General features: G+C 64.2%; 23 protein-coding genes. 6 read left to right on the top strand and 17 right to left on the bottom strand.

Annotated elements, in window-relative coordinates:
* The 12 genes from FE240_RS12125 to FE240_RS12070 form a co-directional block, all read right to left on the bottom strand.
* On the bottom strand, window positions 1–795 hold the full coding sequence (locus tag FE240_RS12125) for an SDR family oxidoreductase (RefSeq protein WP_193001238.1): 795 nt from the start codon (window positions 793–795) through the stop codon (window positions 1–3).
* Between the two features lie 10 nt (window positions 796–805).
* Window positions 806–1,450, bottom strand: a complete 645-nt coding sequence (locus FE240_RS12120) for a TenA family transcriptional regulator (protein WP_193001236.1) — start codon at window positions 1,448–1,450, stop codon at window positions 806–808.
* Window positions 1,447–2,922, bottom strand: coding sequence for an AMP-binding protein (locus FE240_RS12115; RefSeq protein ID WP_193001234.1), 1,476 nt, complete (start codon window positions 2,920–2,922; stop codon window positions 1,447–1,449). Before FE240_RS12115 ends, FE240_RS12120 begins: the two co-directional genes overlap by 4 nt.
* Complete coding sequence (locus tag FE240_RS12110; protein WP_193001232.1) at window positions 2,919–3,563, bottom strand: thermostable hemolysin; 645 nt, start codon at window positions 3,561–3,563, stop codon at window positions 2,919–2,921. The genes FE240_RS12115 and FE240_RS12110 overlap by 4 nt, the downstream gene beginning before the upstream one ends.
* Before the next feature lie 133 nt (window positions 3,564–3,696).
* Window positions 3,697–4,263, bottom strand: coding sequence for a hypothetical protein (locus tag FE240_RS12105; protein WP_404800024.1), 567 nt, complete (start codon window positions 4,261–4,263; stop codon window positions 3,697–3,699).
* Between the two features lie 11 nt (window positions 4,264–4,274).
* A complete protein-coding gene (locus FE240_RS12100; protein ID WP_193001230.1) occupies window positions 4,275–5,621 on the bottom strand; it encodes an MATE family efflux transporter in 1,347 nt (448 codons plus the stop codon).
* A gap of 71 nt (window positions 5,622–5,692) precedes the next feature.
* Window positions 5,693–7,474, bottom strand: a complete 1,782-nt coding sequence (locus tag FE240_RS12095; RefSeq protein WP_193001228.1) for a SulP family inorganic anion transporter — start codon at window positions 7,472–7,474, stop codon at window positions 5,693–5,695.
* Between the two features lie 66 nt (window positions 7,475–7,540).
* Entirely contained in the window at window positions 7,541–8,110 is a 570-nt protein-coding gene (locus tag FE240_RS12090) for a nucleotidyltransferase family protein (protein WP_193001227.1), read from the bottom strand.
* Window positions 8,100–8,357: a GNAT family N-acetyltransferase gene (locus FE240_RS12085; protein ID WP_193001226.1), complete on the bottom strand. Its 258-nt coding sequence runs from the start codon at window positions 8,355–8,357 to the stop codon at window positions 8,100–8,102. The genes FE240_RS12090 and FE240_RS12085 overlap by 11 nt, the downstream gene beginning before the upstream one ends.
* Window positions 8,358–8,394: 37 nt before the next feature.
* Window positions 8,395–9,582, bottom strand: a complete 1,188-nt coding sequence (locus FE240_RS12080; protein ID WP_193001225.1) for an iron-containing alcohol dehydrogenase — start codon at window positions 9,580–9,582, stop codon at window positions 8,395–8,397.
* Window positions 9,583–9,591: 9 nt separating this feature from the next.
* Window positions 9,592–10,068 (bottom strand): hypothetical protein, encoded by a 477-nt coding sequence (locus FE240_RS12075; RefSeq protein WP_226798807.1) that lies wholly within the window; start codon window positions 10,066–10,068, stop codon window positions 9,592–9,594.
* 17 nt (window positions 10,069–10,085) lie between these two features.
* Entirely contained in the window at window positions 10,086–11,483 is a 1,398-nt protein-coding gene (locus FE240_RS12070) for a coniferyl aldehyde dehydrogenase (protein WP_226798805.1), read from the bottom strand.
* A gap of 211 nt (window positions 11,484–11,694) precedes the next feature.
* Between FE240_RS12070 and FE240_RS12065 the strand changes: the two genes are divergently transcribed.
* Window positions 11,695–11,991: a hypothetical protein gene (locus tag FE240_RS12065; protein ID WP_193004543.1), complete on the top strand. Its 297-nt coding sequence runs from the start codon at window positions 11,695–11,697 to the stop codon at window positions 11,989–11,991.
* A gap of 43 nt (window positions 11,992–12,034) precedes the next feature.
* Here the strand turns inward: FE240_RS12065 and FE240_RS12060 are convergent, their stop codons facing one another.
* Window positions 12,035–13,123 (bottom strand): ketoacyl-ACP synthase III, encoded by a 1,089-nt coding sequence (locus FE240_RS12060; RefSeq protein ID WP_193001222.1) that lies wholly within the window; start codon window positions 13,121–13,123, stop codon window positions 12,035–12,037.
* A gap of 154 nt (window positions 13,124–13,277) precedes the next feature.
* Between FE240_RS12060 and FE240_RS12055 the strand changes: the two genes are divergently transcribed.
* The 5 genes from FE240_RS12055 to FE240_RS12035 all read left to right on the top strand — a co-directional run bounded on the left by FE240_RS12055 (window position 13,278) and on the right by FE240_RS12035 (window position 19,752).
* Window positions 13,278–14,213, top strand: coding sequence for a LysR family transcriptional regulator (locus FE240_RS12055; protein ID WP_193001219.1), 936 nt, complete (start codon window positions 13,278–13,280; stop codon window positions 14,211–14,213).
* Between the two features lie 103 nt (window positions 14,214–14,316).
* Window positions 14,317–14,919 carry a LysE family translocator gene (locus tag FE240_RS12050; RefSeq protein WP_193001218.1) on the top strand — a complete coding sequence of 201 codons (603 nt, stop codon included), beginning with the start codon at window positions 14,317–14,319 and terminating at the stop codon, window positions 14,917–14,919.
* 107 nt (window positions 14,920–15,026) lie between these two features.
* The gene (locus FE240_RS12045; protein WP_226798803.1) at window positions 15,027–16,859 is read left to right on the top strand and encodes a peptidase U32 family protein; all 1,833 of its coding nucleotides are present in this window, start codon (window positions 15,027–15,029) and stop codon (window positions 16,857–16,859) included.
* Between the two features lie 314 nt (window positions 16,860–17,173).
* The gene (galR, locus tag FE240_RS12040; RefSeq protein ID WP_042049061.1) at window positions 17,174–18,175 is read left to right on the top strand and encodes an HTH-type transcriptional regulator GalR; all 1,002 of its coding nucleotides are present in this window, start codon (window positions 17,174–17,176) and stop codon (window positions 18,173–18,175) included.
* 308 nt (window positions 18,176–18,483) lie between these two features.
* Window positions 18,484–19,752 carry a maltoporin gene (locus FE240_RS12035; RefSeq protein WP_193001216.1) on the top strand — a complete coding sequence of 423 codons (1,269 nt, stop codon included), beginning with the start codon at window positions 18,484–18,486 and terminating at the stop codon, window positions 19,750–19,752.
* A 114-nt stretch (window positions 19,753–19,866) separates the two neighbouring features.
* Here FE240_RS12035 and FE240_RS12030 read toward each other — a convergent pair whose 3' ends face one another.
* The 4 genes from FE240_RS12030 to FE240_RS12015 all read right to left on the bottom strand — a co-directional run bounded on the left by FE240_RS12030 (window position 19,867) and on the right by FE240_RS12015 (window position 23,044).
* Window positions 19,867–20,871 carry a glycoside hydrolase family 53 protein gene (locus FE240_RS12030; RefSeq protein WP_193001215.1) on the bottom strand — a complete coding sequence of 335 codons (1,005 nt, stop codon included), beginning with the start codon at window positions 20,869–20,871 and terminating at the stop codon, window positions 19,867–19,869.
* A gap of 123 nt (window positions 20,872–20,994) precedes the next feature.
* Window positions 20,995–21,411 (bottom strand): hypothetical protein, encoded by a 417-nt coding sequence (locus FE240_RS12025; protein ID WP_193001214.1) that lies wholly within the window; start codon window positions 21,409–21,411, stop codon window positions 20,995–20,997.
* Between the two features lie 23 nt (window positions 21,412–21,434).
* On the bottom strand, window positions 21,435–21,617 hold the full coding sequence (locus FE240_RS12020) for a hypothetical protein (protein ID WP_193001213.1): 183 nt from the start codon (window positions 21,615–21,617) through the stop codon (window positions 21,435–21,437).
* A 344-nt stretch (window positions 21,618–21,961) separates the two neighbouring features.
* A complete protein-coding gene (locus tag FE240_RS12015) occupies window positions 21,962–23,044 on the bottom strand; it encodes an ABC transporter ATP-binding protein (RefSeq protein ID WP_193001212.1) in 1,083 nt (360 codons plus the stop codon).
* Window positions 23,045–23,265 lie beyond the last annotated feature (221 nt).

Here is a 23,265-nt window from a genome sequence, read left to right as displayed (position 1 = left end):
TCAGGCTTCCTTGTGGTGGGCAAAACGGGCGATAACGGCGTGCTGCCGTGCCAAGGCTCGGTCGACCAGCCCCGGCAGCAGGGCATTGAGGCGCACAAACAGCTTCTCGGGCCAGCCGACCCAGGTGCGGGTGCGCTCTCGCTCCAGGCTCTGTACCAGCTGATCGGCCACCTCCTCTGGGGTGTCGGTGTGGGTGCCGAGCTCGGCATTCATGGCGTACACCTCGGGGGCATTGAGGTGGGTGCGGGTAGCGCGCGGGGCAAAGTGCAGCACCTTGATCCCGCTGCCGGCCAGCTCGCGGCCGAGTGCCTCGGAAAAACCACGGATGGCGAACTTGCTGGCGCAGTAGACGCTGTAGCCGGGGTAGCCGATGCCACCGAAGCTTGAGCCGACGTTCATGATGAGGCCGGGGCGCGTCAGGCGCGGCAGCAGGGCACGGGTCAGCAGCAGGGGGGCCAGGGTGTTGAGCTCGAGCTGGCTGGCTATCTGCTCTTCGCTCTGATCTTCGAGCCAGGCGAAGTGGTTGGTACCGGCATTGTTGATGAGGATGTCGACCCCAGACTCCAGCGCCGGGTGGTGGATGAGCGCGAGGCGCCCCTCTGCGCTGCGCAGATCGGCGCACAGGGTGTGGTGGCGCTCTGGCGCCGGCAACTGTAGGCGCAGTCGCTCCAGGGCCAGGGGTTGGCGCCCGTGCAGCAGCAGATGGGCGCCGCGCTCGGCCAGAGCCAGGGCGAGGGCCTCCCCGATGCCGCCGCTGGCACCGGTGAGCAGGATTCGTTTGCCGTCGAGGTTCATCACGGGCTCCTTAGGCGAGGGTGCGCAGCATGTCGCCGTAGAGGCGGTAGACCACCTTGGCGCTGTGGATGATGGCGGCCTGATCGGCCGGGTTCTGCACCCGGTTCATCAGCCCCTCGAAGAACTTAAGGTGCTCCTGATCGAGCGCCCCGTGGGAGCTCAGATAGCTCATCGCATGGGCTGGCAGGCCGAGCCCCTGCTTGAGCTGGTCGGCCACGCTCAGGGCGATGGCGACGCTGGTGCCCTCAAGCACCTGCACCATGCCGAAAAAGCCCATGGGGTTGCCGCGTTGGATCTGGTCGTAGAGAAAGGCGACCATCAGCTCGATGGGCAGGCAGGGAGTGCCGGCGCGCACCGCCTCGGAATCGCCGCCGCAGGCGCGAATGTCGTTCAAGATCCACTCCTGATGGCCGTACTCCTCCTCGATATACTCGGCCAGAGCGCCGCGCACCCACTCGTACTCCTGAGGCAGGCGGCCGCCGGTGGCCATCAGCAGCGGCACTGTGTGGCGCACGTGGTAGTAGGCCTGAGTCAGAAAGGCGATGTAGGTCTCGCCGGTGATCTCGCCGCGCTGGCAGGCGGCGATGATGGGGGCGCTCAGCAGGTATTCGCGCTCGCTGGCGGTGCGCTCGTTCAGGATCTGGTAGAAGCTCACAGGCTCTCTCCTTGGCTTAATTGTTCAATCTGATGTCGATAGGTGGTGAAAATTCGCTCCCGGCGCGGGCGGCCGTTGGCGGTCAGCAGATCCGACTCGGGAGATAGGGTGGCCACGAACCAGCGATGAATGCCGGCATAATCAGGCAGGCGGCGGTTAAGGCGCGCCACCTGCTCGGCCAGCGCCCCCTCCTGGCCCGCCATCGGCTCGAGCAGCGCCACGTTGCGCGCCAGACCGTCGCCAAACACCACGCAGCGGGCGATGGCGGGCTCAAGCTGGGCCTCGGCCTCGACCCACTCGGGGGAGAAGTTGCGGCCAAAGGCGGTGATCTGGACGTTCTTCTTGCGCCCGGTGATAAAGAGGAACCCCTCCTCGTCGAGCCGGCCAAGATCGCCTGTGTGGATGGCGCCGCTGACGGGAGGCTCGCCGAGGTAACCGAGCATGGCGGCCCCCTCGACCAGCACCTCGCCGTCATCGGCCAGCGTCACCTGGCAGTGGGGCAGCACCCGGCCGACGCTGCCGGGTTTATCCCCGTCTGGGCCGTTGAGCGCCACCACGGAGCCGCACTCGGAGAGGCCATACCCCTCGAATACCGGCAGCCCCAGTTGGCGGGCCGCCAGCAGCAGGGCTGGGGCCACCTTGCCGCCGCCGACCGCGACCAAGCGCAGTTGCTGACCGAGGTAGCGGGCCAGGGCCGGCTGGTGTTGACACAGGCCGACCAGCAGGCGCAGCAGCTCGGGCACCAGCACTAGGCTGTGGGGATGCTCGCGCCCGAGCAGGGCGCTCAGGCAGGCCGGATCTAGGCGGCTCGAGCCGGTGACCCCCCCCTCGGCCAGAGACGGCAGTACCGTGGTGGCGCCGGTCAGCAGCGGCACATAGAGGCCGGTCAGGTTCTCCAGCAAGGTGGTGAGCGGCAGCAAGGTGAGATGGCGCTCCACCTTGGCCGGGGCCACCCGCTCGGCCAGGGAGCGGCAGACCGCCTCAAGCTGGGCCAATGAGAGGCAGACCCCCTTGGGCTGGCCTGTGGTGCCCGAGGTGTAGGTGATCTTGGCGGTGCCGGTCGGCAGTACCGGCGGCGCAGCGACGACGCGGCGCAGCAGACGATAACCGGCCAGCGTCTGTGGCTGCCACGACGCGCCGAGCAGGGGCTGCCAGAGGGTGTCCTCCTGCACGGCAAGGGCATCGGCGCCGCTGCTCTCAAGCAGCCACTGCTTTTGCTGCGCCGAGAAGAAGGCGGGCACCGGGATGGCGACGATACCGGCATGGGCGCAGGCGAGATCGAGCAGTGCCCACGGGATGCCGTTGTCGATGGCCATGGCCAGGCGCTGCACGCCGGCGGCGCTGAGGGCTGAGGCCAGTTGCTCGCACTGCGCGAGCAGTTGGCGATAACTCAGGTGGCGGGTGCGCTCCACCAGCGCCGGCTGATCGGGGCGAGTCTGGGCGTGGCGCCGCAGGGCGGAAAACAGGGTCATGAGTGCGCCCTCCGGGCGGTGGGAAACAGGGTGGGCATGGGCTCGAACAGGCCGAGTAGCAGCGAGCTTTCGGCCAGCACGCGGCGTCCCTGGCCGAGATCGCCCACCATCACCTTGGGTTGGCAGCGGTAGTACTCACCCCAGGCGGCGGCGTCCTCACCGACCCGCTCCGGCTGGGCTTGGGCCAGCTCAATGGGGTTGAGGTGCAGGCGATGAAAGATGTTGCGAAGGCGCACCGTACCGGTGAAGACCACGTAGTCGAGTTCGTTCTCGCACAGCAGTTTGCACAGGGCGGCGAACATGATGCGGGCATGGCCCGGTTCGGCGCAGGCGAAGTTGCCGATCTCCACCAGATGATCGCGAGATGGGGTGGTGCCAATGCAAGCCGCGATCGCCTCTTCAATCGGGGCGTCCAGATAGCGCTCCAGATAGAGGGGGGCCTCGCCGGCCGGGGTGAGGCCGCAGGCACCGACCAGCATGCCGTCGGCGCGATAGAGCCCGAGCAGCAGCGGCAGAAAATGGGGGATGGTGGCGTTGAACTCGCGGGTATAGGCGGCCTGAATATAGGCCTGTAACTGGGCCACCTGCTCGGGGATTCGGGCGATGGCGAGGCGGTAGGGTGCCTTTATCTCGGCATGCATGGTGGGCTCCTCTCTCGGATGATGGAGGGAGGATGACCGGCTTGGCTTAAGAGAAAATTAAGTCAGAGGAGCAGGCGCTCGAATTTGCGAAAAAAGAGAAGGGGCGCCGTGGCGCCCCTTGCTGTCAGCCGGTTTAGCTCTCTTTTTTATCTTTTTTCTTACGCTCGGGCAGCGGTTTGCCGTCGCGCTCGATCACCTTGCCGGCCTCGAAGCAGATCTGGGCGGCCAGCTCCTCGAGATCCGGCGCCTTGGCCTCGGCTCCGATGGCGTAGCGCCAGTTGATGATGGTGATCTTCTCAGCGCTCGGGGTGTCGGCGACCAGCGGCTCGCGCCAGCCTTGGCCGATGTGGGCCACCAGCACGCCGTCACGCAGCAGCTCGGCGACGATCTCCTGGGTCGGCGCCCCCTTGCCGTAGGTGAAGCCCTGTGGATGCTTGGCGCCCACCAGCGGGGCGTCGCTGGCCGGGATCAGCTTGCTGCGCAGCACCCACTTGGGCAGTTTCTGCTCCTTGCCGAGCGGCTTGCCGACCTGATACTCGTTGACCTTGATCGCCTTGATCAACTGGTTGGTGAACTCCTTGGTCAAGGCCTTCTGGGCCTCGTTGCCACTCTCTGTCTGGATCGGTGCCAGATACCAGGTTGCGGCCAGTACCGGTTGCGCGCACAGCAGCATCAGCAGCAGACCCAACAGGGATTTCATTCCGTTTTGCATCATGATTCCACCAAGATTTTGTTTTGCCAGCGGCGGCTGCGCCAGCGCCAGTACATGGCCAGACCCCGGACCCACTCGTCGCAGGCCAGCGCCAGCCAGATGCCGACCAGTCCATAACCCAGCATGATACCGAGGAAATAGGAAAGAGGCACGGCGATCCCCCACATGGAGATAAGCCCCATGAGCAGGGGGAAACGGGCATCCCCGGTGGCACGCAGGGCGTTGATCACCACCAGGTTGAAGGTGCGCCCCGGCTCCATGATGAGGCTCACCAGGAACAGTTGGGCCACCTGATTGATGATGTCGGGATCATCGGTAAACAGGCTGATGATGCTGCGCCCGTTGATCGCCGCCGCCACCGCGATGAGGCAGGTGACGATGAGGCCGAGCTTGAGGCTCTTGAGCAACTGGCGGTAGGCGCGGTCGAACTGCCGCGCCCCGGCCAGATGGCCGATGATGATCTCGTTGCCAAGGCCGATGGAGAGGCCAAACAACAGGATAAACAGGCAGATCTGGAAGAAGTAGGACTGGGTCGCCAGCGCCTTGTCGCCGAGCAGGCCGACAAACGCTGTGACCACCATGAACTGCAACATCCACGAGAGGTTCTCGCCGGCGGCCGGCAGGCCGATGTGCAGCACCTTGCCGAGCATCTCTCGGCTCGGGCGCAGTATGTCGCGGGGGATCAGGCGGATGCCGGTCTTGCGCCCCACCAGCCACACCAGCAGCACGACCCCGATCAAGCGGCCGGCCACCGTGCTGATGGCCACCCCGGCCACCCCCAGCTCGGGCAGGCCGAACCAGCCGTAGAGCAGCAGCATGTTGCCGACACAGGTGATGGCGTTGACGATGAGGGTCACGTACATGGCCTGGCGGGTGTGGCCGTGGGCCCGCAGGGTAGCGGCCAGACAGAGGGCCGCCGCCTCGGGCAGCAGGCACAGGCCGATGATCTGCAAGTAGAGCTGGCCGTCGCTGAGCAGCTCGGCGGGCAGGTTCATCATGGCGAGGATCGGGGCGGCGCCGCCCATGACCCCGAGGGCGGCCACCAGCCCCACCAGCAGGTTGAAGGCGATGGCGGTGTGGATCACCACCCGGGCTTTTTCCCGGTCGCCGGAGCCCAGATACTGGGTGATCACCACGCTGGTGCCGATGCTGACGAAGCTAAACAGGGTGATGGCGAGATCGAACACCTGGTTGCCGACCGCCAGCGCCGCCACGGCGCGGTAGGAGACATGGCCGACCATGAAGGTGTTGAGCGCCCCGGTCAGAAAGTGCAGGGCGAGATCGATGAACAGAGGCCAGGTCAGCGAAAAGAGCGAGCCTGGCCCCTGGGGGGAGTGAGTTTGCATGTGAATTCCGGCGCTGGGGGCACGACCGGAGGGCCGCGCCACGGTGCGTCATTTAACACCAAGCGCCGGGCTCACGCAATCGTGGTGGCCAGGTTCACCTCACGCTCCTCCTGCTCCGGGTTACCCTCGGCCAGGGTCAGCGCCTCCTCCTCCTCCTGGCTGCGGTAGCAGCGGGTCATGCGCAGGGCCTGATAGATGTCGGGACAGAGCAAAATACCGTCCTCGCCGACCTTGACCCCGGCCTGGCGGAACCACTGGCTCAGTTGGCCGTGGCGGCCCGCCATCACCATGTGGATGCCGCGCCGTTTCAGCTCGCGGTGCAGCTCGCCGACCATGATCATCACGCTGATGTCCTGATGGGTGAAGCAGGCGACCGCGTCGATCACCAGACAGCGCGGCGAGCTGGGGTCCTGGGTCAGCAGGGCCAGCACCCGGCGCTTGAAGTAGGGGGCGTTGAAGTAGGTGAGCGGCGAGTTGAAGCGATAGACCATCAGGCCGGGCACGCTCTTGATCTGCTCGTCGTTGCCGAGGGTGCGCACCACGCCATCTTGGTCGGTGCCAAGCAGTTGGTCGGTCGGGCGCATCACATTACGCAGGAACTGGAACAGGCCGAGCAGCACTGCCAGGGTGATGCCGGGAATGACCCCCATGGTGAGCACACTGATGAAGGTGATGAGGGCCAGCCAGAAGGCGGCGCAGTCTGAGTTGCGCAGTGCCCACAGGCCGCGAAAATCGGTGAGCGAGAACGAGGCCATCACCAGCACCACCCCGAGGGCGGCGGTGGGGATGTACTGCAAGGGGGCGGTCAGGGTGAAGGTGACCAGACCAATGGTGCCGGCAGCGATGAGGGAGACCAGTTGGCTCTTGCCGCCGCTGGCGTCGTTGACCGCGGTGCGGGAGTCGGCGCCGCTGATGGCAAAGCCCTGAGAGGCCGCTGAGGCCAGGTTGGCCATGCCAAGGGCCCGAAACTCCTGATCGGCATCGATCTCGTACCCATTCTTGGCGGCGAAGCTGCGGGCGGTGAGCATCATGGAGACGAAGCTCACCATGGCGAGGTTAAGGGCCGGCAGCACCAGCTCACGCAGCAGGCCGGGGGGAAAGTCCGGGATTTGCAGCGAGGGGATGCCGGAGGGCACGGCACCGATAGTCTGGATGCCGAGCTCGCCGAGCGGGGAGAGCTGGCTGCCCCACACCGCCAGCGCCGCGACGGCCAGCGCCAACATGGCGGCGGGCCAGTTGGGTTTGAGCCAGCGGCACACAAGCAGGGCCAGCAGGGTCAGCAGGCTCATGGCCAGGGTCGGCAGGTGGGTCTGTTGCAGGTAGTCGAGGGTGCTGGCGAGGCGCTCGATCAGGAATTTCTCGCTGTAGGTAAAGCCGAAGATCTTGGAGAGCTGGCCCACCATGATGGTGATGGCCACGCCGTTGAGCAGCCCCATCAGGATCGGACGCGACAGGAAGTCCGCCAGTACCCCGAGTCGGAAGCGGCTGGCGATGAGGCACCAGAAACCGGTCATGGCGGTCATGGTCATCACCAGTTGCCAGTGCTTGGTGGGATCGCCGGCGGCGAGCGGGGCCACCACCGCATAGATGACGGCGCAGGTGGCCGCGTCGGGGCCGACGATGAGCTGGCGCGAGGTGCCAAACAGGGCGTAGACCGCCATCGGCAGTATGCACGAGTAGAGGCCGACCACGGCGCCGACGCCGGCCAGTTCGGCATAGGCGATGGCCACCGGCAGGGCGACCGCCGCCACCGAGAGGCCGGCGCGCAGATCCGGCAGCAGCCAGCCGCGCTGATAGTGCAGCAGGGAGGCCAGGCCGGGAAGCCAGCGCTGGAGAGAGAAAAAGTCGCGCATGTTCAACCCTTTAGTGATGCTTTAACCCCTAGTGTGCCCATGGGTTTCACACAAAATCAACCTGGCTTAAGCGGGCCAGAGCACCCGCAGGCGGGGCCACAACTGTTGCCAGCGCTTGGCGCGAACCCGCTCGGTGAAGAGGGCCGGCCCTTGGCGGCAGTGCGGATTGGGACGCACCTCGAGCGACCAGTTGTGGGCGATGCCGTGCGGGGCGACCAGCAGCAGGCGGTCATCGGCCAGCAACCGCACCCCGATGCAGGTGGGAAGCTCGACCCAGTGGGAGAGGGCGGTCAGGGCAGTGTCGAACGGCGGCGTCCGCTGACGCAGGTGCATGCGCGCCTGATTGCGCGCCTCCCAGTTCTGCCCCGGCAGCAGGGCGCGGGCGCAGGCCTCAATCTCGCTTTCGCGGCGCCCATCCGGATCGCGCTGATCCAGATAGATGAGATCGATGTCGCTCAGTGCGGTGGGATGGCGGTAGCCGTGCAGGTGATCCCAGATGAGGTTGCGCACGAAGCCGGCCCCCAGATACCAGTCGGGCAACGCCAATTCGCGCGCGGCCAGCAGGCACTGCCAATGCAGCGGCGAGGTGCGCAGCAGGGCGCAGGTCTGCTGTTGCAGGTCATCATCACTCTCCATGGCGGCTCAACCATACCTCTATGTAGCTGCAACTCGGCACTATGGTCAGGCTCTGGCTGCGGGTCCATTGATAAAACGCGCGCGCCAGCTTATCGGCCACCCCGGCGTTGCGTAAGGCGGGGGGGACATAGGTGTTGAAGGCCTCGACCGTGTTGGCATCGAGGTGGCGATAGCGCAGGTGGGCCTGCTCGCCCTCCTGCTGGTAAATGAACTGATGCTGTTCCGCTTGATGGGTGACGATGATCATGGGGACTCCTGCCGGGTGATGTCTGTTCGAGGGTGGTTTACCAGGCCTGTTCGAGCAAGTGGAGCAGGGTGTCCCGATCCGGCGCCTTGCGGCAGTAAAGCAGGGCGCCGTCGTTGTGGGCGAGGTGGGCCACCGCCGCGAGTGGGGCGCGATCGCTTAGGCCCGCCTCGCGCAGGGTGCGCGGCAGGGCGGCCTGTTGCCACAGTTGATCGCGCAGGTGTTGCAAGCAGGCCATGGTGGCGTCGGCCCGAGCCGCTGACGGGCAGGCGGCATAGGCATCGGCTCCCGCCAGTGGCAGCAGCAGGCGGGCCAGCTCGTCGTCGATCTGCGGGCGCTGATAGGCCAGCGCCACCGGCAGAAACAGGTTCATGCACAGGCCATGGGGCAGGTGGCAGTGGGCTCCCAGACTGTGGCCAAGGGCGTGCACCAGCCCCACCATGGCGTTGGAGAAGGCCATGCCGGCCAAGGTGGCCCCCTCGGCCAGGGCGAGGCGCAGCCCAGGATCGCTCGGGTGCTCGGGCAGTAAGGGCAGGGCGGCGGCGATTTTCTCCACCGCCAGCAGGGCAAGCGCACTGCTGAGCGGGTTGGCGGCGTTGCTGATGAGCGCCTCGATGGCGTGGGTCATGGCATCCATCGCCGTGGCAGCGCTGATGGGCAGCGGCAGCGTCTGGGTGAGGCGGGCATCGAGCACCGCCAGGTTGGGCAGCAGGAAAGGCGAGGTGAAGGGCACCTTGCGGCCACTGCCTTCGTCGCGAATGACCGCCACTTGGGTCACTTCCGAGCCGGTGCCGGCCGTGGTGGGCAGCACGGCGAGCGGTGCGAGCGGCCGGGTCAGCAGATCGGCGCCAGCCCAATCGAGCAGGCGCGCTCCCCCCATCGAGACCAGGATGTTGACCGCCTTGGCGGTGTCGATGACCGAACCCCCGCCCAGGGCAATGAGGGCGTCGCAACCGAGGGCGCGGTAGCGCTCGGCGATCCGCTCCACTACGGCGGTGGAGGAGTCGGGCGGGATCTGATCCTCAATGGCGGCAGGGGTCATCACGCCCGCAGCGAGCTGCTCCCCCACCATCTTGGCCAGCCCGCTGGCTACGATGCCGGGGTCGGTGAGCAGCAGCGGCCGCGTGGCACCGAGCGCCGCCAAGGCCGCCGGCAGCTGCTCGATGGCCTGTTGCCCGACCAGCAGCTTGACCGGGCAGAAGAACTCGTAATAGCGGGGCGTGGTCATGGGGGCTCCTTAAGGGAGAAGCAGGCCAGCGAGGATGGTCAGTGCCCGCCTGAGTTGTCGGGGCGGGCGCCGGTAGTCGCGCAGCAGCGGGCGGGCGAACCTGGGGGGCAGCAGCACGGCTTGCAGCGCCTCAAGGGCGCGCACCCAGTGCATGGCGGCCACCAGATCCCCTTCGGTGCTGAGCCGTCCCTCGCAGAAGCTGGCATTGATGCCGAGGCGAAAACCGAGCACCCGCAGCGCCACATCCGGGTGCTTGAAGGTCAGGCGCAGGGTGGCGGTGGCCGGGGCCGTGCTCCACCCCTGCGCCTGTTTGTGCAAGATGAGCGGGCGTGTCAGGCCGAGGCAACCCAGTTGCAGGCAAAAGCCGACGGGGAGCGGGGCCAGCTCGGCATGGATGAGCGGATCGACTCGCGCGGCGCGGCGCAGCAATCGCCCCAGGCCCCACAGCAGCAGGGCGAGGGCGCGCAGGCGGATGCGTTGGGGCACAGGGCGTATCCGCATGCCTAGCGCAGCAACAGCCAGAGCAGCAGGCGCTGGCGCCAGCCGTAAGGGGGCTGGATCAGGGCGCCGCTCGACCAGCGGCCACGGCGCAGCACCGTCTTGGCCTTGGAGAGGGTGAGAAACCCTTCATGGCCGTGGTAGTGGCCCATGCCGGAGGGGCCGATCCCGCCGAACGGGGCATCGTCGGCGGCCACTTGGAAGACGGTATCGTTGATGGCCATGCCGCCGGCATGCACCTCCTTGATGACTCGCGCCTGCACGGCTGCATCGAGGCTCATCAGGTAGCAGGCGAGCGGGCGGGGCCGCGCGCGGATATAGGCGAGCGCCTCATCCAGCGAGTCGTAAGCAATGAGCGGCAGCAAGGGGCCGAAGATCTCCTGCTGCATCACGGGGCTCTGCTCGGGCAGGCCCCATAGCAGATGGGGGGCCAGCCGGTGGGCGGCGTCATCGCGAGCCGGCTCGCAGGCAGGGATGACTCGGGCCCCGTCGGCGCTGGCCTGCGCCAGCCAGCCGGTCAGGCGGTGGTAGTGGGCAGCGCTTACCACAGAGGTGAAGTCAGCACTGGCGAGCCCCTTGGGGTAGCGGCGGGCGAAGGCGCGCTGGAAGGCAGTGGCGAAGGCCTCCTCCTGGCCACGGGGCAGCAGCACATAGTCGGGGGCGACGCAGATCTGTCCGGCATTCAAGCACTTGCCATAGAGGAGCCGGTCGATGGCGAACTCAAGCGGGATATCCGGGGCGATGAGGCAGGGGGATTTCCCCCCCAGCTCGAGGGTCACTGGGGTGAGGTGCTGGCTCGCCGCCGCCATCACCTGGCGTCCGATGGCGGTTGAGCCAGTAAAAAACAGGTGATCAAACGGCAGGGCGCTAAAGCGCGCCGCCACCTCGGGACCCCCTTCCACCACGGCGACCTCCTCTTCGGTAAAGCAGCTTGCCAGCAGGCGGCGCAGCACGGCATTGGTGGCAGGAGTGAACTCGGAGAGCTTGAGCATGGCCCGGTTGCCGGCGGCCAGCGCCGTGATGAGTGGGCCGATGGCGAGCATCACCGGGAAGTTCCACGGCACCATGATGCCCACCACCCCGAGCGGCTGGTAGTGCACCCGCAGTGAGGCCGGGTGAAGCAGCAGGCCGGGGCGACGGCGGCTCGGCGCCATCCAGCGTTTGAGATGGCGCCGGGTGTAGCCAATCTGGCGGATACAGGGCAAGAGGTCGGCGATCAGCGTGTCATAGGGGCTGCGCCGGCCATAGTCGGCGGCCAGGGCATCGCACAGGGCCGCGCGCTCGCGCAGCAGTGCTCGCTTGAGGCTGGCGAGGGCAGCGCTACGCTCGCCATGGGAGGGCAATGGCCGAGCCAGGAAGGCGGAGCGCTGGCTCTCAAGCTGTGATAAGAGGGGGTCGGGCATCGTTGAATAGGCCTGATCCATGGCGGCTCTCGATAGTGGCATGGGCATTGTCAGGTGTTGGCACGCTAACGTGCCGGGCCGCGACTTGTAAAGAGGGGGAGGGGGGGATGAGGGCAGAAATGGGGAGTGGGGCACAGAAGTGGGCTCAGGGGGGTTGGCAGTGCGGCATCATGACGTTAAGGTGCTAAAAAATACCTATAAGGAGATAAGTATTATGATGGAACTGTCTTCCCTGTTCTCCCGCCTTGGGGATGTGGTCGAGCGTATGCCCGAGCAGTTCACCACCTACGATCTGGTGCAGCGTTTCGCCCACCTCTATCCGGCTGACTACTTTGCCGCTGGCCACGAGCTGGCCCAGCAGACCCCGCAGGAGGCGCTCAAGGTGCTTCATCAGGGGATAGGGCAGTGGCTGAGCAGCAGCGACAGGGTGATCGAGGGGGCGCATCTGCCCTGTGTCACCCCTTGGGGTGAGCGCAGCAGCTCGCCGCGCTGGCACCGCAAACACTAAAAACTATCAGGCCCCGCATGCGGGGCCTGATAGTGAGTGGCGGTTACGCCTGGTTGGCGGGGGCGGCCTTGCACCCCTCGACTGCCGCGCGGATGAGATCGAGCGCACTCGCCTCGCAGGGCGGCAGCTCGTCATCACAGCTAGCCAGCGGAGTGACCCGCTCGCCCCACTTGATGAGGCCTGCACCCCAGGTGAGGCCGGCGCCGAAGGCGGCCGTCAGCAGATAGCTGCCGGGCTTGACGCGGCCTTGCTCGAGCGCTTCGCACAGGGCGATGGGCACGGTGGCGGCCGAGGTGTTGCCGTACTGCTCGATGTTGACCATCACCTTGTCCATGTCGGCGTTCATGCGCTTGGCGAGGAACTCAATGATGCGCACGTTGGCCTGGTGGGGCACCAGCAGATCGATCTGCTCGGGAGTGATGCCAGCCTGGGCCAGCACGGTGGCGGTGGCCTCACCCATGCCACGCACGGCCCGCTTGAAGATCTCCTGCCCTTCGAAGTTGAAGATATAGTGACCGTCGGTGTCGTTGAAGCGCTCGCGATCCGAGCCAAAGTTCGGTACGTGCAGGATCTCGCGAGCCTCGCTGTCGCTGCCGAGCTTGCTGGCAATCAGCCCCGACTCGACGTCGCTTGCCTCGACCACCACGGCCCCGGCACCGTCACCAAACAGCACGGCGGTGTCGCGGCGCGCCCAATCGAGCAGATAAGTGAGGCGCTCGGCGCCGATCACCAGGATCTTCTTCATCATGCCGCTCTGGATCAGCGAAGTGGCGACCGTCAGCGAGTAGACGAAGCCGGTGCAGGCGGCGTTGAGATCGAATACGGCGGCGCGGTGGGCGCCCAACGCCTGTTGCACAGCAGAGGCGCTGTTCGGCACCAGGGTGCCCGGGGTGGCGGTGGCCAGAATGATGGCGTCAAGTTCGCTGGCCTCGAGGCCGGCGCAGGCCAGGGCGCGGCGAGCCGCCAGGGTGGCCAGCTCGCTCTGGCTGACGTGGGAGACCCGGCGCGCCTTGATGCCCGTGCGTGGATAGATCCACTCGTCAGACGTTTCCATGATGGTGCTGAGATCGTCGTTGGTCAGCACGGCGGGCGGGAGACACTTGCCCCAGCCGGTAATAGTGGCGTAAGTCATCGAAATACCGCTTGTGATGGGTGGGCCCAGGGATGAGGGGGTCTTCCGTGGGCGGAAAATCGCCCGATTATGCCAAAAGGTGGGCCGGCTGACTACTTCATGGCCCGCTGCTGAGCTGATAGTCTGTGACGCATCCTGTCTCGCCGGAGTTGCCATGCCCAATCTCAACCTGCTGCCGACCCTCAAGGTGTTGCTGGAAACGCGCAACGTCAGTCGCGCCGCCGAGCTGCTGCACCTGAGCCAACCTTCCATCAGCAAGCAGTTGGCTCAGTTGAGGCGCGAGTTCGGTGATGAGTTGCTGGTGCGTGAGGGGCAGCGCTGGCTGCTCACCGCCCGAGCCGAGCAGTTGGCCGGCCAGTTGGGGGGCTCCCTGTCGGCCCTCGAGCGGCTCTACGCCCCGCCCGCTTTTGCCCCGGCCGAGTGCCGCAGGGTGTTTCGCTTTGCCTCCTCCGACTACGTGGCCCAGCACATATTGCCGGATATCTGCAAGGCGCTGGCCGAGCAGGCGCCGCTGGCAGCCATCGATTATCAGTTGTGGGACAAGCACCAGTTGCCGAGGCTATGGGAGCTCGATCTCGATCTGGTCTCCACCATCACCGATGAGGTGCCGGCGCTGATCCATGGGCGCCAGCAGGGCAGCGATCATCTGGTGGTGCTGATGGGGGCGCATCATCCGCTGGCGGGGCAGCCGCTCACCCTGGAGGGGTATCTGGCCTGGCCGCACCTGCAAGTGAGTGGCGGCGGTGACAAGGACAGTCCGGTTGAGCAGGTGCTCGCCCCCCTCGGCCGCCAGCGGCGCTGGTTTGCCCATGTGCCTTTCTTTCAGGCGGCGCTGGAGATCTTGCTGCGCACCGACTGCCTGCTCACCACCCCGGCCCACATCGCTTGGCTGCTGGCCGAGCGCCATCCCCTCTGCTTTGCGGCCCTGCCGTTTGCCACCCGCGAGCAGCACTATCACCTGCTATGGCACCAGCGTCACCATCAAGACCCGGCCCACCGCTGGTTGCGCGATCTCGCCTGGCCGATCCTCAGCGGACACCTGCAACAGGGGGTCGCCGCCAGCCGGCAGCAGCTTGGCATAGAGCTATAGCAAATGGGCATGGTGTATATTCATTGCTTTCATTTTTAGAATACTTTGGTGCGATCTAGGCTATGGCCCACACCAGATAGGAACGATAGCGGAGAGTAAGCGCATGGAGTGGAGTAGTTGGTTGGCCCTCGCCGCCATTTGTATCATGGGGGCGGTCAGCCCAGGGCCGAGCCTGGCACTCATCATCCGCAACACGGTCGGTGGCGGACGCGGCAACGGGGTGGCGACGGCGCTTGGCCATGGGGCCGGGGTCGGTCTTTATGCCCTCATCACCGCCATGGGGCTGGCCATCCTGATCACCAGAACGCCGCTATTGTTTGACGTGATCCGCTATGGCGGGGCCGCGTTTCTCGCCTGGCTCGGGGTTAAGGCGCTGCTGGCCAACGCCGGCCCAGCCGAGGCACAGGAGCACAGGGGCGGCTCCCGGCGCGGTGCGCTGGAGGGCTTCATGGTGGCGTTTCTCAATCCCCAGCTCGCCATCTTCTTCGTGGCGCTCTTTAGCCAGTTTGTGCATCAGGACACCGGCTGGCGCGAGGGGGGGATCATGATGCTCACTGCTGGCGGTATCGATGCCCTGTGGTATGTGCTGGTGGCCCTCGGCCTCTCCCACGGCCCCGTGCTGGCTTGGCTGCACCGCAGGGCGAGCCTCATCAACAAGGCGAGCGGTCTGGTGCTGCTCGGGCTGGCGGTCAAGGTGGTGATGTAAGATGCCTTTGCAAGGCATCTTTGACCCCTGAACTTAAGCAGGATCAAGGCAAGCGGGGGCGGCAGGGGCTAGACTGCCAGCCCCGTTTTTTTATGGTTATCCCATTCATGCACAGCCAGCGACTCGAGTTGCTTGCTCCGGCCAAGACGCTGGAGTACGGCATTGAAGCCATCAATCACGGCGCCGATGCCGTCTATATCGGCGGGCCCGCCTTCGGCGCCCGCAGCGCCGCCGGCAACTCGGTGGCCGATATCGAGGCGCTCGCCCGCCATGCCCACCGCTTCGGCGCTCAGGTGTTCGTCGCCTGCAACACCTTGCTCTATGACCACGAGCTGGAAGGGGCGAGCCGCATGGCCCATCAAATCTACGAGGCGGGGGCCGACGCGCTGATCGTGCAGGATCTCGGGTTGTTGCGCTGCGATCTGCCGCCGATCGCCCTGCACGCCAGCACTCAGATCGATAACCGCACGCCGGAGAAGGTGAAGTTCCTCGAAGAGGTCGGCTTTTCTCAGGTGGTGCTGGCGCGCGAGCTGTCGCTCGAGCAGATCCGCGCTATCTGCGCCACTACCAGCGTGCAGATCGAGTGCTTCATCCACGGCGCCCTGTGTGTCTCCTACAGCGGCCAGTGCAACATCAGCTATGCCCGCACCGGCCGCAGCGCTAACCGGGGCGAGTGTGCCCAGCTCTGCCGCCTGCCTTGCACCCTGCAAAAGCCGGGTGGCGAGGTCTTGGTGGCCGACAAGCACCTGTTGTCCCTGAAAGACATGGATCAGAGCGACAACCTAGAGGCGCTGATCGATGCCGGGGTGCGCTCGTTCAAGATAGAGGGGCGCCTCAAGGATCTTGGCTATGTGAAAAACGTCACCGCCTGGTATCGCCAGCAGCTCGACGCCATCATGGCGCGGCGCCCTGAGTTGGCGCGGGCCTCGGCCGGGCGCTGCACCCACGCCTTCACGCCAAACCCGAAAAAGAGCTTCAACCGCGGCAGCACTGACTACTTCCTGCACGATCGTCACGCCGATATCGGCTCGCCCGACAGCCCGAAATCCCTCGGTGAGCCGCTTGGTCAGGTCAAGCGGGTGACCCGCAGTGGCATCGAGCTTGGCAACGGCATCACGGTCAACAACGGCGACGGGGTGGCTTTTTTCAACCCCAGAGGGGAGCTGGTGGGGGCGCGGGTGAACGAGGTGAGCGGGGGCGAGCTGCGCTTTAATGAGCCAGTGCGTGGCCTCAAGGCCGGCAGCCTGCTCTATCGCAACCATGATCAGGCTTTCAGCCGGTTGCTCGAGAAAAAGAGCAGTGAGCGGCGCATCGATCTCGATCTGCATCTGAGCGTGACGCCGGACACGCTCAGTTTGCGGGTGACCGACGAGCAGGGCTTTTGCGTGACCTGTGAGGCGGCCGGTCAGTTTGCCGCCGCCGACAATCCGGAGCGGGCGCAGCAACAGGTGCGCGATCAGCTCGCCAAGCTGGGGAGCACCATCTTCGTCGCCCGCGCCGTCGAAATTGAGTGGGATCTGCCACGGTTTGTGCCGGCAGGACTGCTCAACGGCCTGCGCCGGGAGGCGGCAGAGCGGCTCGATGCGGCGCGCATCGCGGGTTGGAAGCGTCCGGCGCGGCGGGTGGCACTCAAAGAGGCGGTCTATCCTGCCAAGCGACTCAACTACCTCGGCAATGCGCTCAATCAGGCGGCGGTGGCCTTCTTTCAGGAGCATGGGGTGGGGCGCGTGGCGCCCGCCTTTGAGGCCGGTCAGGAGCAGGGGGAGGCGGTCTTGATGATCACCAAGCACTGCATCCGCTACAGCCAGAACCTATGTCACAAGCAGCATCCCGAGATAAAACCCGAGCCGCTTGAACTCAAGATGGGCAAGGATACCTTCCGCCTGCGCTTTGACTGCGTACGCTGCGAGATGCAGGTGCTGGGAAGTTTGAAGCGCTGAGATAAGGTGAGATGAAAAGGGCCTTCGGGCCCTTTTTCATTAGCTGGGCCGGCGCGAGGGATGTGGCGGCTCTCAACGCTGAGGGCTTGGCCTGCGCCGGCATGGCGTGGTGGGATGCAGAAGGCGCGCGGCGCACCTTCTGGCGCCTGTGGTAGCGATTACCACCATTCTTCGCCAAGGTGGCGGGAAATATCCCAAAACGGCACAGAGGGTGGCAACGAGTGTGACAAGTCCGTGTCTTGATGGGAAATAAAGGGTAATATCGCCCCATTTAACGCGCCATCGGCGGCGCCGTATCCCGGGGATCAGTATTTATGGCCACCATCAAAGATGTAGCCCGTATGGCCGGTGTATCTGTTGCCACCGTCTCTCGTGTCATCAACAACTCCCCCAAGGCAAGCCAGACCTCCCGTGAGCTGGTGCTAAAAGCCATGGGCGAGCTCAACTATCACCCCAACGCTAATGCCCGCGCCCTGGCCCACCAGAGCACCGAGACGCTGGGGCTAGTGGTGGCCGACGTATCCGATCCCTTTTTTGGCACCATGGTCAAGGCGGTGGAGCAGGTGGCGCAGGCGTCCGGCAAATTCCTGTTAATTGGTAACGGTTACCACGATGCCAACAAGGAGAAGCTGGTGATCGAGCAGTTGATCCGCCATCGCTGCTCCGGATTGGTGGTGCATGCCAAGATGCTGCCCGACGCGGAGCTTATTCAGATGATGGAGTATGTGCCGGGCATGGTGCTCATCAACCGGATCCTGCCGGGTTATGAGTCCCGCTGTGTGGCGCTCGACGATCGTTACGGCGCCTGGCTGGCGACCCGCCATCTGATCCACGAAGGGCACCGCAAGATCGGTTTTCTCTGCTCCAACCACCTCATTTCAGACTCCCACGATCGCCAGCAGGGTTACCTCGATGCCTTGACCGAACATGGGATCACCCCGGACGAGCGGCTCATTGCCCGTGCCAGCCCGGATGAAGAGGGGGGCGAGGCCGCCATGACCGAGTTGCTCAGTCGTGGCAGCCAGATGACGGCCGTGGTCTGTTACAACGATCCGATGGCTGCCGGCGCCCTCTCTGTGCTGAGTGACAATGGGATTGAGGTGCCCCAAGAGCTCTCCCTTATCGGCTTTGATGATGTGCTCATCTCCCGTTACCTGCGGCCTCGCCTGACCACGGTGCGCTATCCGGTGGTGGCGATGGCGACCCAGGCGGCCGAGCTTGCCATTGCCCTCTCGACCGGGGCTGAGCTGCCGCCGACCACCCATATGTTCAGCCCGACCCTGGTGCGTCGTCACTCGGTTCGCTCCCTGCCTTAATCTCTCCTCCCCCTTCCTCCCAAACAGAGAGGGCTGCCGTCGGCAGCCCTCTCTGTTTTTGTGATATCGGTTACAATTTAGCGCTGTGATATAACGCAATGAATAATAAGCATATTTTTATTTGTCATGGTTTTTTAGTGTAATGGTAACGCACTAATTAGTGTAATTTTCACTGTTTTGTGAGTTTCATCATGTCAGTTGTTGTCATCCTCTCTCTATAATCGCCTCGGCTAGTGATAACGTTTTCCCAATGGACTGGCCCGTGTGACCTGACAACTACAACGCAACAGTGGAGTAAAGGAATAATGATGAAACAGAAACTGCTGACCACGTCCATCGCCATGGCCCTTGCCATGACGGCTGCTTCTTCCCATGCGGTTGATTTCACTGGCTATTTCCGTTCCGGCGTCGGCGTGTCCCAAGATGGCGACACCCAGAGCTGGAAGATCTCTCGCCTCGGTCGTCTCGGCAACGAGGCCGACACCTACACCGAAGTCGGTGTTGGCCAAGAGGTTTACAACAAGGATGGTAAGAGCTTCTACGTCGACAGCATGTTCAGCATGAACAGCGATGGCTCCAACGATTGGGAGAGCACCCAGGCGGCCTGTAACTTCGACAGCAAGAGCTGTTCAGAAGACGCCACCTTCGCCCTGCGCCAGTTCAATGTGAAGGCCAAGGGGCTCATCTCCTCCAACCCGGATGCGGTGCTGTGGGCTGGCAAGCGTTACTACCAGCGCCATGACTTGCACATCATCGACACCAAGTACTGGAACATCTCCGGGGCTGGCGCCGGCCTCGAGAACCTCAAGGCGGGCCCCGGCACCATCTCCGCCGCCTGGATCCGTAACGATGGCGACGAGCTCAACGTCAACTACCTGGATCTGCGCTACGCCGGCTGGAGCCCGTGGCAGGGGGCCTGGACCGAGTTCGGTGCCGACTATGCCCTGGCCAACGAGACCGATGCCCAGAAGGCCTCCGGCACTTACGACCAGTTTGAAAACAGCCTGATGCTGACCGCCGAGCTGAGCCACTTCTTCGCCGACAGCAAGATCTCCCAGAAGATAGTGGGCCAGTACGCCAACAAGGGGCTGGCCAAGAACATGGTCGATCAGGGGGGCGGCTGGTATGACGTGTGGAGCGGGGACAACAGCGATGCCAAGGGCTACCGCTTCATCAACACCGCCGATTTGCCGTTTGGCGATCGCGTCATGCTCAACTATGTGCTGACCTATGGCCGCGCCGACGACTACGCCCCGAACAGCGACATCGACAACACCAAGCTCTTCTCCGCCGTGGCCCGCGGCCATTACGCCTGGACCGACTACACCAAGACCATAGTGGAGGCCGGCGCCTTCAAGGAGAAGCACTCCTACACCTCGGGCAGCACCTACAAGGAGTCGGGTCAGAAGTACACCCTGGCGCAGGCCTGGTCGGCCGGTGCCAGCTTCTGGGCCCGCCCCGAGATCCGTGTCTACGCCTCTTATCTGAAGAACGACGGTGACTATGACACCACTTTTAACGGCAACACCGACAACAGCACCTGGAACTTCGGTGTGCAGGCCGAAGCCTGGTGGTAACCCCCGCCGAGTGACCTCGAAGGGAGCCCAAACGGGCTCCCTTTTTCATGGGCAACTGGCGATGGGTAAATGAAAAAGGCGCGGCCTGGGCCACGCCTGTGTAACGTTACACGCTTATTGCAACAGGAAGGCATCCAGCGCATAAGTGGGCTTGCCGCTGTTGTCCATCAGACCCAGGCTGTAGCCCTGCCAACTCTTGTGGCTCTGCGGCTCCCAATAGAGCACGCCAAGCCCCTTGCCATTGGGGATCCACTTCATCTTGTTGAGCAGGTCGGCAATGGTGTCGTAGCTGTTTTTCGGATCATCCCACGGCATGCCCACCTCGACGATCATCACCTCCTTGCCGTAGCGATTGACCATGTCGGCGAGGTTGTCGTAGCAGAGGTTATCGAGGGTGAACCAGTCGCCGTTGCCGCTCTGGCTCGGGTAGATGGAGGCGCCAATCACGTCCCACTTGGCCCCGTTGTTCTTAAGGCCGTCAAACATCCAGCGATAGAGGCTGTTGTTCTCGCAGTTGGCGAGGTGGACGATCACCTTGATGTTGCCGTCGACCGCCTTGACCGCGTCATAGCCGCTGTTGATGAGCCAGGCAAAGTTCTTCATGTTGGCCGAGGCGCGTCCCTCTTCCCACAACATGCCGTTGTTGGTCTCGTTGCCGACCTGCACCCACTTGGGGGTGATGCCGGCATTTTTCAGGGCGATGAGGGAGTTATAGGTGTGCCACCAGACGTTCGACATCAGTTGCTCGAAGGTGTAGCTCTGCCAGGCCGCCGGCTTGGTCTGCTTGCCCGGATCGGCCCAACTGTCGCTGTAGTGAAAGTCGATCAGCAGATCGAAACCGGCCGCCTTGGCCCGCTTGGCTTTAGCGATGACGTCATTGATGTTGTTCCAGCCATCGGCAGGATTGACCCAGACCCGCAGCCGGATGGTATTCATGCCGTGCTCTTTCAGAGTCTTGAACAGATCTTGCTGCTGGCCGGCATCGTTATAGAACTTGTAGCCGGCCTGCTCCATCTGGGTCAGCCAACTGACGTCCGCGCCTTTGACCATGGCCTCTCCCTGGCCGTGAAAGAGCAGGGCGCTGCCAAGCAGCAGGGTGGTAAGCAGATTCTTCTTCATCTTTGTTATCTCCTGTCTGGATGTGTGTAGGGTGGCGACAGGGAGGCAGTCCCGCGCCTGGATGACGTCGCGTGGCGGCGCCATCCAGGCTGAGGCTGGGGCCGCCTGACGGCGGCCCTGGGATCAACCGACGGGGGAGACGGTGACCTGGATGTGCTGGGGATCGCGGCGATCCAGGGTGATGCGGTACTGGCCGTCGCTGGGTGGGGTGAATTTCATGTCGCTCCACTGCCAGCCGGCTTTGACCACGACCGGCTTGCCCGCCTCGACCTTGGCGCTGGGATCGAACTGGCCATAGGTGGTGTCGGCCTTCCACTTCTCGTCGGCGATCTTGAACTTGTAGGCGCCGTGGCTCGCTTGTAGCGCTACCTGTACCGTCAGTAGCTCCCCCTGTTGAGCCAGTTGCTGGGCGGCCGGCGCCTCCCAGTTGTTCATCTCGCCGCGCAGGAACAGCGGGCGGGCCATGGGGTCCTCATCCTTGGCCAGCGCCGGTTGGAGGCAGGCGATGAGGGTGGTCAGCAGCAGTGTCTTCTTGAGCATGGTGTCTCCTCTTTGTGGTGTGATCAGGCGCTCTGCTGGGCGGCGGGCCAGCGCCAACGGCCGTGGTAAAGGCGGCGGTGGTCACGGGGCTGTGCCTGCCCGGTCAGGGCATCCTGTTTGTCATCGCGAATACGGGCCTTGCCGTGGTTGCCGCGCCGCTCAGGTGATACGGCGGCAGCCGTGACCCCCAGGCCGGGTGGTTCCACCTCGCCACTGGCAAAGCCCTGTGCCAGCGGCGGGTGCCTAAATGTGATATCGATTACACGTCCATTCAAGCCAGCTTTAGCTGATGGTAAAAGCGATAATTCAATTAATATCAGTTTGTTATGTTTTCTTTGATGCTCGGTATTGATATAAATGAATACCTGAGTGGATATTTAAGTGTAACGTTTCACTTTTTTGTGAATCTTTTACACTCCTTTTCGCCCCCCTTGTACAGGATTTGTGCAGGGTTGCGAGCCTGCTCTCACTTTGCGCCGCCGGCTCCCGGATAAAAAAAGCCCCCGACTGGGCGGGGGCAAGGTGGATCAGAGCATGCAAGTGGCCGCGTTCAGCGGCTTATTCTGATCCCTTCGGCGTTGAAAACCAGGCAGTTTTGCGGGGCGAAGAAGACATCCATCCTCTGGTAGGGGTGAAACTCACCGTCCCCCGCCAGCAGCAGCTTGAAGCCGTCGGTGCCGCAGCATTGACCGAACAGGTAGGTGCTGTTGCCCAGCCGCTCCACCACCTCGCAGGTGAAAGCGAGGTGGACTCCATCTCCCCCCGGTATCACATGCTCCGGGCGCAGGCCGAGGCTGATCTCGCTGCCCGGCTCGAGCTGCTCGGTGGCGATGGGCAGGCTTAGCTCCTGCTGGCCGGCGACCCTGACCCGGATCTGCTCCGGGCTCCACGCCAGCACGCTGGCCGGCAGGAAGTTCATCTTGGGTGAGCCGATAAAGCCGGCCACGAAGCGGTTGCACGGCTTGTAGTAGAGATCCATCGGCGAGCCGACCTGCTCCACCTTGCCGTAGTTCATCACCACTATCTTGTCGGCCAGGGTCATGGCCTCCACCTGATCGTGGGTCACGTAGATCATGGTGGTCTTAAGCTCCTGGTGCAGCTTGGCGATGTGCAGGCGCATCTCGACGCGCAGCTCGGCATCGAGGTTGGAGAGCGGTTCGTCAAACAGAAACACCTTGGGATTGCGCACGATGGCACGGCCGATGGCCACCCGCTGGCGCTGACCGCCGGAGAGCTGCTTGGGCTTGCGATCGAGCAGGTGGGAGAGTTGCAGCGTCTTGGCCACCATGCTGACCTGGTGGGCTATCTCCTCTTTCGCTACACCGTTGACCCGCAGGCCGTAGCCCATGTTCTCGGCCACCGTCATGTGGGGGTAAAGGGCATAGGACTGGAACACCATGGCCACACCGCGATGGGCCGGCGCCACGTCGTTGACCACCTGCTCGTCGATGGCGATGTGGCCATCCGAGATCTCCTCAAGGCCGGCGATCATGCGCAGCAGGGTGGACTTGCCGCAACCGGAGGGGCCGACGAAGACGGTGAACTCGCCGTCTTCCACGTCCAGGTTGACGTTGTGCAGGGTCACGTTGCTGCCAAAACGCTTGACCACATTGTTCAATCTGATACTCGCCATGAGCTGTAACTCCTTGATAGTAAATGCATTAGCTGCAATTTCGCGAGGTGGCCATGCCCCCTGCTGCGGCTGCGTTGCCCTGGGAGGAAGAGGGCGTCACACACCGTTTCACCCTGTGGCTATGGGGTGACTATATCAGTCATGTGTAACCGTTTGCACAAAGTGCGATTTCTTTTGTGCATGAGATCACAGCCTTGGCACGTGCTACTAGCAGGCTGTGC

Source organism: Aeromonas simiae (assembly GCF_014892695.1).
GTDB lineage: Bacteria > Pseudomonadota > Gammaproteobacteria > Enterobacterales > Aeromonadaceae > Aeromonas > Aeromonas simiae.
Note: the sequence above shows the minus strand (reverse complement) of the source record. Positions and strands in the feature narration are given on the sequence as shown.